This is a genomic window from Bacillus testis (assembly GCF_001243895.1).
GTDB lineage: Bacteria > Bacillota > Bacilli > Bacillales > DSM-1321 > Bacillus_AD > Bacillus_AD testis.
The window spans coordinates 1,687,160-1,704,115 of sequence record NZ_LN851186.1 but is presented as its reverse complement, the minus strand read 5'-3'; the positions used below and the strand labels follow the sequence as shown (position 1 = coordinate 1,704,115).

Here is a 16,956-nt window from a genome sequence, read left to right as displayed (position 1 = left end):
TCCATTTTGCTCTTTCGCCTAATTACCGGAATCTGTCTTTTCGTTTTGGACTGTCAGCTTCTGTGTCAGGCGTGCCGCGACAGCTGGGTCCATTTTCTCCAATATAGCTGCCAACGTATCCGGCTTTAAGTTTGAAAGAAGCTTAACGGCTTCATCCTCCTTCAAACTGGCTATGATGGGCGCCGATTTTTTGGGAGCCATTGATTCGTATGTTCGGATGATGTCTTTATAGGCTTTCTTATTATCATTCTGGACGGCTTTCAGCTCTGTGATCTGCTGCTCGAGCCGTTCCTTCTCAAGATCGCTTTTGTTGATTTGCTTGTCTTTTGTGTCGAGCATACTTTCCAGTTTGCTGATTTTCACTTCGTTATTTTTTATTTCAGCTTGAAGTGTAACGACCTTTTCCTTGTACCGGTCAATAGCTGCGTCCTGGTCACGGTCCATCATCCCCGAAATCACCGGCACCTTTCCTCCGACATCTTTCAACGACTGAAATACATTGATGCCCGCCACCGATGCAACGATAAGGCCCAATAGCAAGGCAAATACGATCGGTATAACAATCGCAAACAAAAACCATTGAAATTTATTGTATGGTTTTTCTTCGGTTTCCACTTCTATTTGCTTTTCTTTTTTCCCCATACAATCACCTAATTCTCTTTGCTCAAAAATGTTTGGATAGACACGTCATCCATCTCAATCTTTTCGATTGCTTTCACATGGTCCTTGAATTTCTTAAAATCTTTTTCTTTCATTTTTTCGTATTTTTTTACTTCCATATTTTTTTCGATGAGCCTATTCTGCCAAATATTCATGTTTTCCCTTGCTTTCATGACTGTTTGTTGGCTGTAGCTAATCAAATTTTCTAGATTATCGGCGAATAATTGATTGTGGCGGATTTCACTGACCGATAAACCGGAAACCAGCTTTTCCTGCTGCAACGCATGCAAATCTTCCTTCTTTTTCAACAGTCTGTACAATTCCTCTGCCGCTATCTCGAATGCTTTGACCGCTTCCCCGTACCGTGCTTGGGCATCATGCTTCTCGTTTTCTTTCAACCCGAGGATTTTTTCGAATTTATAGCTGTAATTTCCCATGTCAGTGAACACTTCCTATCAATTCATTCAGTCTCTTGATGCTCTCTTCCTTGGAAGCAGCTTCTTTTGTTCCTTGCTTCAAAAAAGCGATGATTTCTGGATATTTGTCGATTGCTTCATCAATTTCTTTTGATGAACCTTTCTTATAGGCTCCAATATTTATTAAATCTTCGTTTTCCATGTATTTTGACAGCATTTCGCGCAATTTCTCTGCATTCCGGACATGCTCATCATCAGCAATATGGTTCATGAGCCTGGAAATGCTTTTCAAAACATTGACTGCCGGGAATTGCCCTTTATTCGCTAGATCGCGGTCCATGACGAAATGTCCGTCTAAAATTCCCCGCACCGTATCGGCAATGGGCTCGTTCATGTCATCCCCGTCGACTAAAACCGTATAAAAAGCGGTTATCGATCCGTGCTCATTCGTCCCTGTCCTTTCCAGCAATCCTGGTAAAAGGCCGAATACAGACGGCGGATATCCTTTAGTCGTGGGCGGCTCCCCAACTGCAAGCCCTATCTCTCTTTGGGCCATGGCTACACGGGTAACTGAATCCATCATCAGCAGGACGTTCAGGCCTTGGTCGCGGAAATATTCGGCAATGGCGGTAGCTGTATAGGCCCCTTTAATCCGCATTAACGCCGGCTGGTCAGAAGTGGCGACTACAACAATCGAACGGGATAAACCTTCAGGGCCCAGATCTCGGTCTATAAACTCCCTCACTTCCCTGCCACGTTCGCCAATCAGCCCTATTACATTGATATCAGCAGTGGTATTCCGGGCGACCATCCCGAGCAATGTACTTTTTCCAACTCCGCTTCCGGCAAATATCCCAACGCGCTGGCCTTTCCCGACAGTCAGCAAACTATCGATCATACGGACGCCGACCTCAATGCTTTCGTTGATGGGCGGCCTTTGCATCGGATTGGGGGGCATCCGGTCTGTCCCGACTGTTCCCAGCCCCTTCGGCAAAGATGAACCATCGAGCGGAAAGCCTAGGGGATCAATTGTTTTCCCAATCAAAGCGGATCCCACTTTTATTTCAAGGGGTTTCATCGTGGCTTCCACAAAGCAGCCTGGAGAAATATCATTAACAGCTGTATAAGGCATTAAAATGATATTCTCATCTTTAAACCCGACGACTTCCGCCCTGATTTTTTTTCTGATGGTTTTATTTCCGGCATGGATGAAGCATACATCCCCTACGGAACATTCAGGGCCCTGCGACTCAATCATAAGGCCAACGACTTTCTTCACACGCCCATACCTTTTATAGGTATCCATTTCTTTGATAAAAGGCAGGAGCTGCTTTGCATCCATGCTTTATTCCCCTTCCAGTAGCTCTTCCAGCTTATTCTTTACTTCGGCCAACTGACTGTCGATCGTTGCATCTATCAATCCTGCCGGGGATTCAATAATGCAGCCTGTTTCATTCAACTCATCATCCGGATATAGCACCAAATTGGTTTCTTTCGGAAATATAGCCAGTAATTCTGCCTTTTGGGAAAGCAAGAAATCATAGTGCACCGGATGGACCCTCAATTGTACTTCGGGATAATCCCGGACTTCTTTAATGGCCTTTTTTACCATCGCTAATATAGACTCCGGATGGCTTGCCAATTCGCTGTTTAATATATGTTCGGCAATCCCTACGGCAAGATGCAAAATGGTATCTTCCGCTGATTCCAGATAACTCTGATAGTCTTCCTTGGCAGATTCAACAACCTGCTTTGCAAGTGCAATTTGCTCTCTCATCTCTTCATGCCCCTGCTCGGCACCGAAGCTGTATCCTTCGCTGTAGCCGGCTTCCCGTGCTGCTTCTTCCAACAATTTGCGCTCATGGTTTTCCCAATGCTCTTTTTGCTGTTGGATACGCTCGTGGATACGATGTGCTTCTTGCTCGGCATCAGCAATCCGTTGATCCGCTTCCCTTTGGGCATCCGCCAGCAAATGCTGCCTCATCTGGCCATTCATTTGTGGTTCGCCCTCTTCTTCACTTACTATGTGCCCATATGCCTTAAAGGGGAGAATGGCAATCTTCTTTGTGTTTTCTTCTTCCTGTACAGTCCATGGAGACTTAATGATCCTAGACAATGATGTCATCTCCTCCGCCTCTGGCCACAATGATTTCACCTGATTCTTCCAGTCTCCGGATTACTGCAACAATGCGCGATTGCGCTTCCTCTACATCCCGAAGCCTTACAGGTCCCATATATTCCATTTCTTCTTTAAATGTGTCCACCATACGTTTCGACATGTTCTTGAAGATTATTTCTTTCACTTCTTCGCTGGACACCTTAAGCGCCAACTTGAGATCTTCATTTTCAGAATCGCGGATGACACGCTGTATCGCCCGTCCGTCAAGAGTGACAATATCCTCAAAGACAAACATGCGCTTCTTGATTTCTTCTGCCAGTTCAGGATCCTGGATTTCCAAAGCATCCAGGATGGTCCGTTCTGTCGAGCGGTCGACGCCATTCAGAACATCAACCACAGCTTCTACCCCGCCCGTTTGTGTATAATCCTGGGTAACAGTCGCAGATAGATTCCTTTCAAGAATCTGTTCCACTTCATTAATAATTTCAGGCGAAGTGCTATCCATGATAGCGATTCTGCGTGCAATATCTGCTTGGACTTCCTGGGGAAGCTCCGACAGAATTTGCCCGGCCTGCGCCGGCTCCAAATAAGATAAAATCAACGCGATTGTCTGAGGATGCTCGCTTTGGATAAAGTTAAGGATTTGGGCCGGGTCTGCTTTGCGCGCAAAGTCGAATGGTTTGACCTGCAGGGATGACGTCAGCCTGTTTATGATGGCCGACGCTTCCTCGGATCCCAAAGCTTTCTCGAGAATCTGTTTCGCATAGCCAATTCCTCCCTGGGTGATGTAATCCTGAGCTAGCGCCAAATGATGGAACTCATCGAGAATACTTTCTTTTTCCAGAGAATCCACTTTGCGGACGGAGGAAATCTCTAATGTCAGTCTCTCGATTTCTTCTTCCGATAAATGTTTATAGACAGAAGCTGAGACATCGGGCCCCAAGGAAATCAGTAGGATGGCAGCCTTTTGTCTGCCTGTCAGGCCGGCTTTTTTTTCTTTCTTGGACAACTGCGTTTCCCCCTAATCCTGTGATAGCCAAGTTCGCAATAACTTTGCAAACTCATCCGGTTTTTCTTTTGCCATTTTTTCTAGCTGCTTCCGTTTCATCGTTCCCTCTGTTTCCTGTTCGGCATTGACATCAGGCACATCGAATTCTTCTTGTTCTTCAATGACCAGTTCTTCCTCTTCGATTCTATTTTTGCGCGAACGAAGAAATAGGATTAACAGAATGATTAATGCAGCCAACAAAACGCCGCCTACTATATACGCCCAAAGCGGAATGGCAGTTGTTTTTTTATCATCGAATGTCACTTTGCCGTTAAACGTCTGTACGGATACAGCAATTTTCTGATCGACATCTTCATCGGACAACGGTTCATTTTGTTCATTTTTGTCAATAGTTGTACGGATGATCGTCCCTAAGATTTTATTGATATCATCGATTCTTTCTTGGGGCAGTGAATTGGGATCCTTGGCATTCGGCGGTTCAACCATTACTTGGATGCCTAAATCTTTTACTTTATAAGGACTTTCCACCACTTCTTTTTTAATGCGATTTACCTCATTATTGATTGTTTCTTCTGTTTTCTCATAATCCCCATTATTATCTGAACCTTCTACATACTGTGAAGATGATCCGATTGCATCGGAAGAATCTTCCCCTTGCGGTACCCCACCGGCACCGGCACCTTTGCCGCTGAATGTTTCAGAAAGTTTTTTGGCGCTTATGGCAATGCCGGCCATATTCTCTTCGTCAACCGGCGTCACTAGATTTTCTTCTCTTTTTTCCTGAGAAAAATCGACATCAGCCGTCACAGATGCAACAACCTTGTCCTGGCCCATGATTGTGCCCAGCATCGTTTGGACCTGTCTTTGAATGTCACGTTCAATTTGTTTCTTGACGGCAAATTGGTCGACAATGGAGGAACCATTGGCCAGTTTACTATCGTTATTTAAATCGTAATATTCGAAATTTTGGTTCATAATAGCTATGTTCTCTTCAGGAAGATTCGGGATGCTTTTTGACACAAGATGATATAAGGCCTTTATTTGATCATCTTGAAATCTATAGCCTGGCTTAACCTCAAGTACGATGGAGGCTGATGCCTGTTCATTGTTTTCTGTCACAAACACGCCTTTTTCAGGCATGGAGATCATTACTTTTGCATTCTGGACGCCGTCGATTTGCTTAATCAAATTTGCCAACTCAGTTTGGGTGGATTCAAGTTTCAAGACATTGAATTCATTATCTGTGAGGCCCATTTTGGCATTCTGGCTAAAAAATGAATAGTCAATACTGCCCGTTTCCGGAAGCCCTTCTGATGCCAACTGAACTTTCAGTGTATCCACCTGTTCTTTCGGAACAAGGATGGTCGTGCCATTATCGGCTATTTCTGTTTTTATTCCCTTAGCATCCACATTTTCCTTAATGCTCCCGGTCTCCGCCGGAGAAAGGTCTGAATACAAAGGAATCATCGTCGGCTTTGTCACAAACCAAGAAGCCACAGCGATAAAGACAATGGCCAACACAACGGATCCGATCAATATCCATTTCTGCTTATTTGTTTTATTTCTCCAAATATCTTTTATTTTTTGTATATAAACGTTCACTTTTTCTTTCATCATGTTCCCCCGACCGCTTTGTCATGTTTCTCTGCCCCTCTGGATTTCTCCATAGTATTCAGTACATAGGAATATGATGGCTTACACTTGCATCCTCATCATTTCTTGATAGGCTTCCACTGCTTTATTTCTTACTTCCAACGTTGTCTGCATCATGATATTTGCTTTTTGGGAGGCAATCATCACTGAATGAAGATCAACTTGCCCGCCGTTCGCCAGTTGATTCGTCAGTGCATCGGATTGGATCTGCGTGGCATTCACTTCGTTCAAAGATTGTTTTAACATAGAGGAAAATGTCTTTTGAGCCTGCGCTGGAGTTGTTCTGCCGGCGGTTGTTTGCTGTATTGTATTTAACAAATTTATACCTGATATAGCCATTCTTTCATTCTCCTATCTACTTGCCTATTTCAAGAGCCTTCATCATCATGCTTTTGGATGCATTGAAGACTGTCACATTCGCTTCGTATGAGCGTGTCGCACTCATTAAATCCACCATTTCCCTCAACGGATCAACATTGGGCATATGCACATACCCATTTTCATCGGCATCTATGTGATCAGGGTCATACACCAGCTTGGAAGGAGATTGATCTTCAATGACCTTTGTTACTTTCACTCCTTGTCCAGCACCCGAACCCATCGCTTTATTCAGATAAGAAGAAAATGAAGCGTTCCCTGGTTGGAAAACAACAGATTTACGCTGGTATGGCTGCCATTTGCCATCTACATACTTGCCTCTGGTCGAATCGACATTGGCCATGTTGCTCGAAATAACGTCCATACGCAGCCTTTGGGCCGTCAATGCAGAGGCTGTACTGTGCATGCTGTCAAACATCCCCATCATTATTTGCCTCCCCTTATGACATTTTCCAACGATTTTAACTTGCCATTCATCCGGTCGATCAAAGCGTTATAGTAAATTTGATTCTCTGCCATATCGCTCATTTCTTTATCAGCATCAACGGAATTGCCGTTATTGTTATAGGATATATTCCCCTTCACATAAACACCGGGCATCGATTGGCCATCGTTGGATAAATCAAAATGCCTGGCATCACTTTTATTGGTAGAGAACGAATCCATTTCTGTATCAAGCATTTTTTTAAAAGAAACGCTTTTTGCTTTAAAATTGGGTGTATCTGCATTTGCCAAATTGTCAGAAATGACTTTTTGCTTAGTGCTTGCATAATTCAATGCATTTTCCAAATGTGCAATAGTGCCCGAAAAAATCGACATACTTTTCACCTTTCTATTCATTTACTAATTGTCATCATCCCACTGTACTTTAATATACATTTTTGTAATATATAACCATATATACAAATTACATAAAAAAAGGGCAATAATAAAGATGCGCTGACAATATTCCTTAATATTGACATAAATATACTTTATTGTTTAAGGGACTTATATAATAGGTCTTGATTGTCTAATTTTGCTGATATATACATAATAATGAAAATAAGCAAAAAAAAACGCCTACTATTTACCTATTTTAGACATATATAGCTTTTTAAGCAAAAGATATGCAATTTATCAAAAAAACTATAATTTATCCTTATATTGGAATTTTTTATTTGGAATCCAGTTAAAACAAGCGATTATTAAGAAAAATCGACTTTTTTCCTTTTTTCCGAGTGAAAAAATTCACCATTTCAATAGTCAATAAGACTTATTTTTTAGGAATTTTTCCTCAAAAAAAACCCTAAAATTCTCAAAAAATTTTAGGGTTTTAGACATATTAATAATTCAGTTGCACGTCCGAGCGTGATATTTCATAAATAAGCCAGCCATATTGTAATGGCTGGCTTATTTAAAATTAATGGTTTTTCAATTTTTCTAATTCGACAAGGAATTTATTGTTCAATACTTTGATGTATGTTCCTTTCATTCCAAGAGAACGGGATTCGATCACGCCAGCGCTCTCCAGCTTACGAAGCGCATTGACAATTACAGAGCGGGTAATGCCGACACGGTCTGCAATTTTAGATGCAACCAACAATCCTTCGTGGCCGTTTAACTCTTCGAAGATATGCTCGATTGCTTCTAGCTCGCTGTAGGACAAAGAAGAAATGGCCATTTGAACCACGGCTTTGCTTCTCGCTTCTCCTTCAATTTCTTCTGCTTTTTCGCGAAGGATTTCCATCCCTACTACGGTTGCGCCATATTCAGCCAAGATTAAATCATCGTCTTGGAATTTTTCTTCAAGTCGGGCCAAGATTAGTGTTCCCAATCTTTCGCCGCCTCCGATAATCGGAACAATCGTTGTAAGCCCGTTCACGAATAAATCTTTGTTTTCTACTGGGAAGGCAGTGTATTCACTGTCTACTCCTAAATTGGAAGAAGTAACTTGCAGATTGAACAAGCTGTTTGTGTATTCTTCCGGGAATTGGCGGTCTTCAAACATTTTCTTCATACGTTCATTTTCAATTTGTTGGTTGATCGCAACGCCAAGCAGCTTTCCTCTTCTGCTTACTACATATACATTGGAATCGATTACTTCACTTAAGCTTTCTGCCATTTCTTTGAAGTTTACCGGCTTTCCAGCTGCATTTTGAAGCATTGCATTAATCTTTCTAGTTTTTTCAAGTAAATTCATGAAAAAGTTCCTCCTAATTGGTGCCATATTAAATTTTATGTGTAATTCTATATTTGCTTGATCTATCACTTGAAAATAACGTTTTGTGAACTATAATCGAAAACTGGTTAGATAAGCTGGCAGGTTGAATCTCTGGACTGCATTAAAGGATAAATTGGCTGAGATCTTTATTCTTCGAAATGGTTCCTAGTTTTCCCTCCACATATTGAGGTGTAATCACGATTTTCTCCATCGTGATATCAGGAGCCTCGAAAGAAAGATCTTCCAACAGTTTTTCCAGAATGGTGTGCAATCTGCGAGCACCTATATTATCTGTATTTTGGTTCACTTCATACGCTACTTCCGCAATCTTACGAATAGCATCGTCAGAAAATTCTATTTGTATACCTTCTGTTTCTAATAAAGCTTCATATTGTTTCAAAAGAGCGTGGTCTGGCTCATGAAGAATACGCTGAAAATCCTCTACTGTCAGCTTTTGCAACTCAACGCGGATTGGGAAGCGCCCCTGCAGCTCAGGGATCAGGTCGGAAGGCTTGGCGATATGGAATGCTCCGGCCGCAATAAACAGCATATGGTCTGTTTTTACCGGTCCATATTTTGTAACTACTGTAGAGCCTTCAACAATCGGCAGAATATCTCTTTGCACACCTTCACGCGATACATCCGCAGATGAACCGCCTGAAGACTTGCTGGCAATCTTATCAATTTCATCAATAAAGATAATGCCCGTTTGTTCCGCCTTGACAACCGCTTCCTGAGTGACTTCGTCCATATCGATCAACTTGGATGCTTCTTCGTTCGTAAGGACTTTCCGCGCTTCTGAAACAGTCAGTTTACGCTTTTTCCGTTTTTTGGGCATCAGGCTACTGAAAGCATCCTGCATATTCATGCCCATCTGTTCCATACCGGAACCTTGCAGCATGTCGAACATGGATGGCGGCTGTTCTTCCACCTCAACAGTCACGTACACTTCTTCAAGCTTTCCAGCATCCAGGTCACGCTTGACGGCTTCACGTTTTTCCTTCTTGCTGGCTTCTTCCGCTGTTGATGTGTCGTCTTTGCTTTCATCTGTTTCAGCAGCTCCGCCGAAGAACATTTCAAGTGGATTTTTGAAAGAAGCCGATTTCTTCGCAGATGGCACCAACAATTCCACCAATCTATTATTGGCATTCTTTTCAGCCAAGTCCTTAACACTCTGCATTTTTTCTTCTTTAACGATCCGAATCGATGTTTCCATCAGGTCTCTAACCATCGATTCCACATCTCTTCCCACGTAACCAACCTCGGTGAACTTGGTCGCTTCTACTTTTACGAAAGGTGCAGCTACCAACTTCGCAATTCTTCTGGCGATTTCGGTTTTACCGACTCCCGTAGGGCCGATCATCAAAATATTTTTTGGAACTACTTCTTCCCGCAGGCTCTCTGGGAGCATGCTTCGTCTATAGCGGTTCCGCAGAGCAATCGCTACAGCGCGTTTGGCATCATTTTGCCCGACAATATATTGGTTCAGTTTATCGACAATCTGTCTTGGCGTTAGATTTTCACGGTTAATCTTCATCATAGTGGCCACCTTTTTTTATAATTCTTCAATTATAATATTGGAGTTCGTAAAAACGCAGATCTCGCCGGCAATCTCTAAAGAAGCATGTGCGATTTCTCTTGCGGATAAATGATCCCCGGAATATCTTTTCAACGCTCTGCCAGCACTTAACGCATAACTTCCGCCTGAACCGATCGCCAGCATGCCATCATCAGGCTCTATGACTTCGCCAGTTCCTGATACTAATAATAAACTGTCCTTATCCATGACGATCAGCATCGCTTCTAGCTGTCTTAACATTTTATCGCCGCGCCATTGCTTGGCAAGCTCGACAGCCGCACGCTGCAGATTACCGTTATACTCTTCAAGTTTCCCTTCGAACATTTCAGAAAGAGTGAATGCATCGGCTACTGAACCCGCAAAGCCCGCAAGAACCTTCCCTCTGAATAATCTTCTGACTTTTCTCGCTGTGTGTTTCATTACAATCTGATTTCCTAGAGTGACTTGGCCGTCACCCGACATGGCACATTGCCCTTTGTGTCTAATGGCAAAAATAGTAGTTGCATGAAAATTTCCCATGGTATTTCTCCTTTCAAAACAGGCATTAAGCCCGCGGATGTGAAGATTGATATACTTTTTGCAGCTGATCTTTCGTAATATGGGTGTAGATCTGTGTGGAAGACAGATTTTCATGCCCCAAAAGCTCTTGGACAGAACGCATGTCTGCTCCATTGTTCAGGAGATGGGTGGCGAAGCTGTGCCGAAGCATATGGGGATAAAGTTTTCCGTCAACACATGCATGCTCGATCGTTTGTTTTAAAATATGCCTGATTCCTCTTGGAGTTATTGGCTCGCCCCGTGAGTTCACGAACACATAGTCATGCTCTGCTTTTTTCATGAGTTCTTTTCGAGCGCCATTCATATATTTATGCAAAGCGTTGGCTGCATATTTCCCAAAAGGGATATAGCGGTCTTTTTTTCCCTTTCCGTGAACAAGGATGGTTTCAAGCGCAAAGTGGATATCCTTTATTTGTAACCCACAGCACTCACTCACCCTCATTCCGGTGGCATATAACAATTCTATTAATGCCAAATTCCTTTGTCCAAGTGTGGTTTCAGGAATGGAAGCAAGCAATTGCACGATTTCTTCTTCGTAAAGGAATTGGGGAAGTTTTTGTTCTTTCTTTGGAAGGGCAACCATGGTAAAAGGATTTTCGTCCACCATCTCTTCCCGCATCATCCATTTATAGAAGCTCCGCAAACAAGACGTCTTCCGCGCAATTGACTTTTTAGCCAAATTCTTGCTATACAGTTTGGTTAAATACAGCCGTGCATCAAAATAAGAAACCATATGTAATCCATTTATAGCTTGCTCAGAAATGAACAAGAGAAACTCGTTAATATCTTGGCGATAATAGTCAATCGTATAATCAGAATAGTTTTTTTCTAACTGTAAATATTGTAAAAATGACAGCATTGCTTCATCGTAGCCTTGCATTTTATCACCTCGCATGGGCTACTAAATAGTAACATAATTCAGTAGCCCACGCAATTAATAACTCAAACTTTTCGCAAAGTTCTGAATTGTTTCTAATGCTCGTTTAGCATGCATTTCATTACGCTCTTTTTTGCCTCTAATCTTTTCAGGCAGTTCAGGGAATAAACCAAAATTGGCATTCATCGGTTGGAAGTTCTTTGGATTCGCTGTCGTGATGTACTTAGCCATACTGCCGATTGCCGTTTCCGCAGGGAACTCCACCGTTTCTTTGCCGAGTATCGTATGGGCAGCATTGATCCCAGCGATCAATCCTGATGCTGCTGATTCCACGTATCCTTCCACACCGGTCATTTGTCCGGCAAAAAATAAATGAGGATTATTTTTTGTTTGATAAGTGGCCTTAAGAACATTCGGCGAGTTGATGAATGTATTTCGGTGCATAACTCCGTAACGGACAATTTCAGCGTTTTCCAGGCCAGGAATCAACCGGATCACTTCTTTTTGGGCGCCCCATTTTAAATGAGTTTGAAAACCTACGATATTATACAATGTTCCTGCAGCGTCATCCTGGCGCAATTGGACAACTGCATACGGCCGTTTGCCCGTGCGCGGATCTTCGAGGCCGACCGGTTTTAAAGGGCCAAAAAGCATTGTTTTTTTACCTCTTGATGCCATTACTTCAACAGGCATACAGCCTTCGAAGAAGATTTCTTTTTCAAATTCTTTTAGAGGAACCGTTTCACCTGAAATCAACGCATCATAAAACACATTGAATTCTTCTTCAGTCATCGGGCAATTGACATATGCGGCTTCCCCTTTGTCATAGCGGGATTTCACATATACCTTGCTGAAGTCAATGCTTTCCTTTTCAATGATTGGGGCAGCCGCATCATAGAAGTACAAATGATCTTCCCCTGTCAATTCAGCAATCTTTGCCGATAAATCCGGGCTTGTAAGCGGACCAGTCGCAACAACAGTGACACCATCCGGCAGTTTGCTTACCTCTTGGTTAAGCACCGTTACATTCTCATGGTTCTTCAGCGCTTCAGTGATATACCCTGCAAATTCATGGCGATCCACCGCCAATGCACCGCCGGCTGGGACGGAGCTCTCATCTGCCGCTTTCAGGATCAATGAGTTTAAATGGCGCATTTCTTCCTTTAAGACACCTACCGCATTTGTCAGCGTGTTGGCTCTTAATGAATTGCTGCAGACCAATTCTGCAAATTTATCCGTGTGGTGCGCCGGCGTCATTTTAACTGGCCGCATTTCGAAAAGGTTTACTTTTATGCCACGATTAGCAATCTGCCAGGCTGCCTCGCTGCCTGCAAGGCCTGCGCCTATTACATTTACTGTCATATCACTCATACTAAAACCTCCAAAAAAGAAATAGTTACGTATCGTACGTATTACACAATTTTTCAAATTCTGTATATTGAACAGAAAAGGCTCTTTCATCTAAAATCGCAATCTATGTTGAGTCATGAAAAATCCTGTAAAGGGTCTATTGGATGCCATTCGATTTTACTATGAGAGACTTAGTTGGTTGGAACAGCCAACAATGTATCTAAAGGTATATCAATATGTTTTACTTCGTATGGTTTTATTAACCAGTATGTGTATTTTCAACATCGAAAGAAAAACAAATACCGTATAATCCCTTTTAATACTATTTCAATAAAATAACTGAACCGAATGCCATTATATCCTTTTTGTTCTTATTTTGTCCATATACATTTCACACAAAATTGACTCTTTGTTGAAAAAGTGCACTTAACAGAGAATCCTTTATTATGTACAGGTTATTTTCTCCAGATCATCGCTTTGTTAAACTGTGCTTTCTTTCATGAAAACAACTGTACGTGAATAACACTATAACAGTTTAACAAATATTCTTTAAATTTGCCTTATAAAATGCTTCACAAAGCCAAACAGCGTTTTCTCAAAAAAAAGCAGGCGATTGAATCGCCTACTTTTGCGGTGCTTCTTTATAGTCACATTCCGTACATTGCACTTGAACGCCTTTTTTAAGCTTTTTCTCCACCAATAAGCTTTCACATTTAGGGCATTTGCGGGCAATCGGTTTATCCCATGAAACAAAATCGCATTCAGGATATCGGTTGCAGCCGTAGAAAACGCGTTTTTTCTTGCTTTTTCTTTCGATGATTTCACCTTTCCCACATTTAGGGCAAGGTACATCAATCGCTTTAACGATCGGTTTTGTATTGCGGCATTCCGGAAAATTACTGCAGGCCATAAATTTGCCGTACCGGCCCATCTTAAAGACCATTGGGCTTCCACACAGCTCGCAATCTTCCCCTGCCGGTTCATCCTTGATTTCTACTTTTTCCATCTCGGCTTCCGCTTTTCTGAGATGGCCTTCGAAATCACGGTAGAAATCATCAATGACTTTTTTCCATTCTATTTCTCCAGCTTCAATATTATCGAATTCTTCTTCCATATTCGCAGTGAATTCCACTTCAAGAATTTCCGGGAAGAATTCCATGATTAGCTGGGATACAATTTCACCTAACTCAGTAGGGATAAAACGCTTATTGTCCAAGGAAACATAGCCGCGTTTTTGGATGGTATCGAGCGTCGGTGCGTAGGTGGAAGGCCGGCCAATGCCCAGCTCTTCAAGTGTCTTGACCAATCGCGCTTCTGTGTACCGTGGCGGCGGCTGTGTGAAATGCTGTACAGGTTCGATGTCTTTTGAAAAGACGATGTCGCCTTCAGCCAGTTCCGGCAGATGGTTGTCTTTTTCTTCTACATTATCATCGGTTCCTTCGACATACACTTTCATGAAGCCCGGAAATTTTATCTTTGACCCGGTTGCTCTGAATAAAACTTCATTATTCTCCAGGTCAACACTCATCGTATCGAGAATAGCAGGTGCCATTTGGCTTGAAACGAACCGTTCCCAAATCAGACGGTAAAGCCGATGTTGGTCTCTTGAAAGGAATTCTTTCACTGAAGCCGGATCTTTCATTGTGCTGGTCGGCCGTACAGCTTCGTGGGCATCCTGCGTTTTGCCTTGTTTCTTTTCTTTTCGTTGCTCTGTCAACACATACTCTTTTCCGTAATGGCTTTCTACATATTGAGCGCATTCGGCCACCGCAACGTCGGATATTCGTGTTGAATCGGTTCTCATATATGTAATCAAACCGACTGTGCCTTCTTTGCCTAAATCGATTCCTTCATACAATTGCTGGGCTAGCATCATCGTTTTCTTCGCCCGGAAATTCAATTTACGTGCAGCTTCCTGTTGCAGGGAAGAGGTCGTAAAAGGAAGCGCTGCATTTCTTTTTCTTTCTTTTTTTGTTACAGAAGAGACCCTGAATTCATTGCCTTTCAGATGCCCTTGGATTTTCTTTACATCCTGTTCGGATTGAAGAGGAATCTTTTTCCCTTGATAGCTGAAAAACGAGCCCTCAAAGCCTGTCGTATCCTTTTGGAAATGTGCTCCGATCGTCCAATACTCTTCTGGTTTGAATTCCAGGATTTCTTTTTCGCGGTCGATAATCAGTTGCACAGCCACTGATTGCACACGGCCTGCACTCAACCCTTTTTTCACTTTCTTCCATAGTAAAGGGCTGATATTGTATCCTACTAATCGGTCTAGGACTCTGCGCGCTTGTTGGGCGTCCACCAAGTCCATATTGATTGGTCGTGGATGTTTGAAGGATTCCTTAATGGCATCCTTGGTGATCTCATTAAATACAACCCGGCATTTTGAATCTTCATCCAGGTTCAACGATTTGGCCAAGTGCCAGGCAATCGCTTCACCTTCTCTGTCGGGGTCAGCCGCGAGATAGATTTTTTTGGCTTTTTTAGCCGCTGTTTTAATGTCTTTTAAAATGGGGCCCTTTCCCCTGATCGTAATATACTTAGGCTCAAAATTATGTTCTATATCAACGCCCATTTGACTTTTGGGCAAATCTATAACATGTCCCATTGATGCTTTTACTTTATACTTTTTCCCAAGGTATTTTTCAATTGTTTTTGCCTTGGCTGGTGATTCCACTATGACAAGATATTCTGACATGCAAAATCCTCCTTAAGAGGTTATTTAAATCTCCACTATTATTAATCATTCAATTTTAATTTGTCAACGTATTGCACACGGGTGCAGTTTAGTTATGGTAATCTGAACATGCTGCCATACGTGGCAAAGTGCAATTTTAATACTTACATACTTATGTGCCTTTTGGCAAATAAAGCGGTTTATTGGATTGAAAACCAGAAAGGCCGGCTTGATGCTCAATTTATAGTAAAACAAAGTATATTTCAAGCTATTTCGAATTCTTTCCAAGCAAATTTCTTACAAATTTCATATTTACACATATTCCACCAACTGTAAACAATAACTTTATATTCCATTGCAAAAAAAATAAAACAAGCAATGGTTTTCCGCTTTCATTGCTTGTTTTATTTTTTTACATACACCTTTTTCTTCATTATATATATTCATTCATGGCATAAGAAACATCTCTTTCCTCCTCCCTTTTACTCAAGGGAAGCTATCGTTGAAATCCTTTAGGTAAATGAGACAAATTCATCTTCAATATCTTTTGCCTGATACACCAACTTTGCTCCTTCCTGTATGAGTTTATGCGTCCCTACCGAATAAACGCCCAAAATCGTTCCAGGCACTGCATATACTTCTCTTCCCTGTTCTAAAGCAAGCTGGGCAGTAATCAGCGAACCGCTTCGTTCCTTAGCTTCCACGACCACTACACCTCCGCTCAAGCCGCTGATAATTCTGTTCCTTAAAGGAAACATATACGGCTGGGCTTTGTGGAAAGGCGGCGTTTCAGAAATCACCAATTGATTGCCCATCATCTCCAAAGCCAATGGGACATTTTCCTTCGGATAAATATGGCATAGGCCGCCTGCAAGCACACCGATGGTTTTCCCTTCATTTTCAATAGCGGATAAGTGGGCAAAACGGTCTACACCAGAGGCCAAGCCGCTCGCGATTACATACCCTTTTCGGATCAGCGGCGGCAACAGGCAGTCAATAGTATCCTTTGCATAGATAGACGGCTTCCTTGGGCCTACAACTCCCAAGATTTTGGGTTCTTGGAGCAGGTCGCTCTTCCCTTTTATATACAAAATCCAAGGCGGCTGGAAAATCTGTTTTAATTGCAGGGGATATTCAGGATCAAAAATAGTGAGGATTTGAATGTTGTGGCGTGCATATTGATGGCTCAGCTGTTCGACATCAATACTGCGAAGATCGGATAAAAAGTGATTAAGTTGAACGGATGTATGGGAATAGAGGATTCTTGACCAATCTGTCGGGGAAGTCTCCTGAAGATGAAGAAGCTGCGGGTCTAAGCGGAGAATAGCTGCTATTCCCTTCCAGCCGATTCCCCGGCAGTGATGGAGCAGCAATAAATTATTTTTGAACGGATCCAGCATATGTTCATGCCTCCTATAGTTAGGTATACAAAAGCACACCCCCCAAATTTGAGGGGCGTTAACTCATTCGGATTCCC

16 protein-coding genes are annotated in these 16,956 nt (G+C 42.3%); all 16 read right to left on the bottom strand.

Going from position 1 to position 16,956, the window contains the following annotated elements; all coding sequences use genetic code 11:
- Positions 1 to 18: 18 nt before the first annotated feature.
- The gene (locus tag BN1765_RS08855) at positions 19 to 642 is read right to left on the bottom strand and encodes a MotE family protein (RefSeq protein ID WP_050614778.1); all 624 of its coding nucleotides are present in this window, start codon (positions 640 to 642) and stop codon (positions 19 to 21) included.
- An 8-nt stretch (positions 643 to 650) separates the two neighbouring features.
- A complete protein-coding gene (gene fliJ, locus BN1765_RS08850; RefSeq protein WP_050614777.1) occupies positions 651 to 1,097 on the bottom strand; it encodes a flagellar export protein FliJ in 447 nt (148 codons plus the stop codon).
- A gap of 1 nt (position 1,098) precedes the next feature.
- The gene (gene fliI / locus BN1765_RS08845; RefSeq protein WP_050614776.1) at positions 1,099 to 2,418 is read right to left on the bottom strand and encodes a flagellar protein export ATPase FliI; all 1,320 of its coding nucleotides are present in this window, start codon (positions 2,416 to 2,418) and stop codon (positions 1,099 to 1,101) included.
- Positions 2,419 to 2,421: 3 nt separating this feature from the next.
- Positions 2,422 to 3,192, bottom strand: a complete 771-nt coding sequence (gene fliH / locus BN1765_RS08840) for a flagellar assembly protein FliH (protein ID WP_069203006.1) — start codon at positions 3,190 to 3,192, stop codon at positions 2,422 to 2,424.
- Complete coding sequence (gene fliG, locus BN1765_RS08835; RefSeq protein WP_050614774.1) at positions 3,185 to 4,204, bottom strand: flagellar motor switch protein FliG; 1,020 nt, start codon at positions 4,202 to 4,204, stop codon at positions 3,185 to 3,187. Before fliG ends, fliH begins: the two co-directional genes overlap by 8 nt.
- A 12-nt stretch (positions 4,205 to 4,216) precedes the next feature.
- On the bottom strand, positions 4,217 to 5,818 hold the full coding sequence (fliF, locus tag BN1765_RS08830) for a flagellar basal-body MS-ring/collar protein FliF (RefSeq protein ID WP_050614773.1): 1,602 nt from the start codon (positions 5,816 to 5,818) through the stop codon (positions 4,217 to 4,219).
- Positions 5,819 to 5,899: 81 nt separating this feature from the next.
- Positions 5,900 to 6,196 (bottom strand): flagellar hook-basal body complex protein FliE, encoded by a 297-nt coding sequence (gene fliE, locus BN1765_RS08825; RefSeq protein ID WP_050614772.1) that lies wholly within the window; start codon positions 6,194 to 6,196, stop codon positions 5,900 to 5,902.
- 16 nt (positions 6,197 to 6,212) lie between these two features.
- A complete protein-coding gene (gene flgC, locus BN1765_RS08820) occupies positions 6,213 to 6,659 on the bottom strand; it encodes a flagellar basal body rod protein FlgC (protein WP_050616723.1) in 447 nt (148 codons plus the stop codon).
- Between the two features lie 2 nt (positions 6,660 to 6,661).
- Positions 6,662 to 7,054, bottom strand: coding sequence for a flagellar basal body rod protein FlgB (gene flgB / locus BN1765_RS08815; protein WP_050614771.1), 393 nt, complete (start codon positions 7,052 to 7,054; stop codon positions 6,662 to 6,664).
- A gap of 583 nt (positions 7,055 to 7,637) precedes the next feature.
- Entirely contained in the window at positions 7,638 to 8,417 is a 780-nt protein-coding gene (gene codY, locus BN1765_RS08810) for a GTP-sensing pleiotropic transcriptional regulator CodY (protein ID WP_050614770.1), read from the bottom strand.
- Positions 8,418 to 8,559: 142 nt separating this feature from the next.
- On the bottom strand, positions 8,560 to 9,975 hold the full coding sequence (gene hslU / locus BN1765_RS08805) for an HslU--HslV peptidase ATPase subunit (protein ID WP_147554248.1): 1,416 nt from the start codon (positions 9,973 to 9,975) through the stop codon (positions 8,560 to 8,562).
- Positions 9,976 to 9,993: 18 nt separating this feature from the next.
- On the bottom strand, positions 9,994 to 10,536 hold the full coding sequence (hslV, locus tag BN1765_RS08800; RefSeq protein ID WP_050614768.1) for an ATP-dependent protease subunit HslV: 543 nt from the start codon (positions 10,534 to 10,536) through the stop codon (positions 9,994 to 9,996).
- A gap of 25 nt (positions 10,537 to 10,561) precedes the next feature.
- A complete protein-coding gene (gene xerC, locus BN1765_RS08795) occupies positions 10,562 to 11,455 on the bottom strand; it encodes a tyrosine recombinase XerC (protein ID WP_050614767.1) in 894 nt (297 codons plus the stop codon).
- A gap of 54 nt (positions 11,456 to 11,509) precedes the next feature.
- On the bottom strand, positions 11,510 to 12,823 hold the full coding sequence (gene trmFO / locus BN1765_RS08790; protein ID WP_050614766.1) for an FADH(2)-oxidizing methylenetetrahydrofolate--tRNA-(uracil(54)-C(5))-methyltransferase TrmFO: 1,314 nt from the start codon (positions 12,821 to 12,823) through the stop codon (positions 11,510 to 11,512).
- A gap of 601 nt (positions 12,824 to 13,424) precedes the next feature.
- Positions 13,425 to 15,500 carry a type I DNA topoisomerase gene (topA, locus tag BN1765_RS08785; protein WP_050614765.1) on the bottom strand — a complete coding sequence of 692 codons (2,076 nt, stop codon included), beginning with the start codon at positions 15,498 to 15,500 and terminating at the stop codon, positions 13,425 to 13,427.
- A 491-nt stretch (positions 15,501 to 15,991) separates the two neighbouring features.
- Positions 15,992 to 16,879 (bottom strand): DNA-processing protein DprA, encoded by an 888-nt coding sequence (gene dprA, locus BN1765_RS08780; RefSeq protein ID WP_069203004.1) that lies wholly within the window; start codon positions 16,877 to 16,879, stop codon positions 15,992 to 15,994.
- Positions 16,880 to 16,956: the final 77 nt, after the last annotated feature.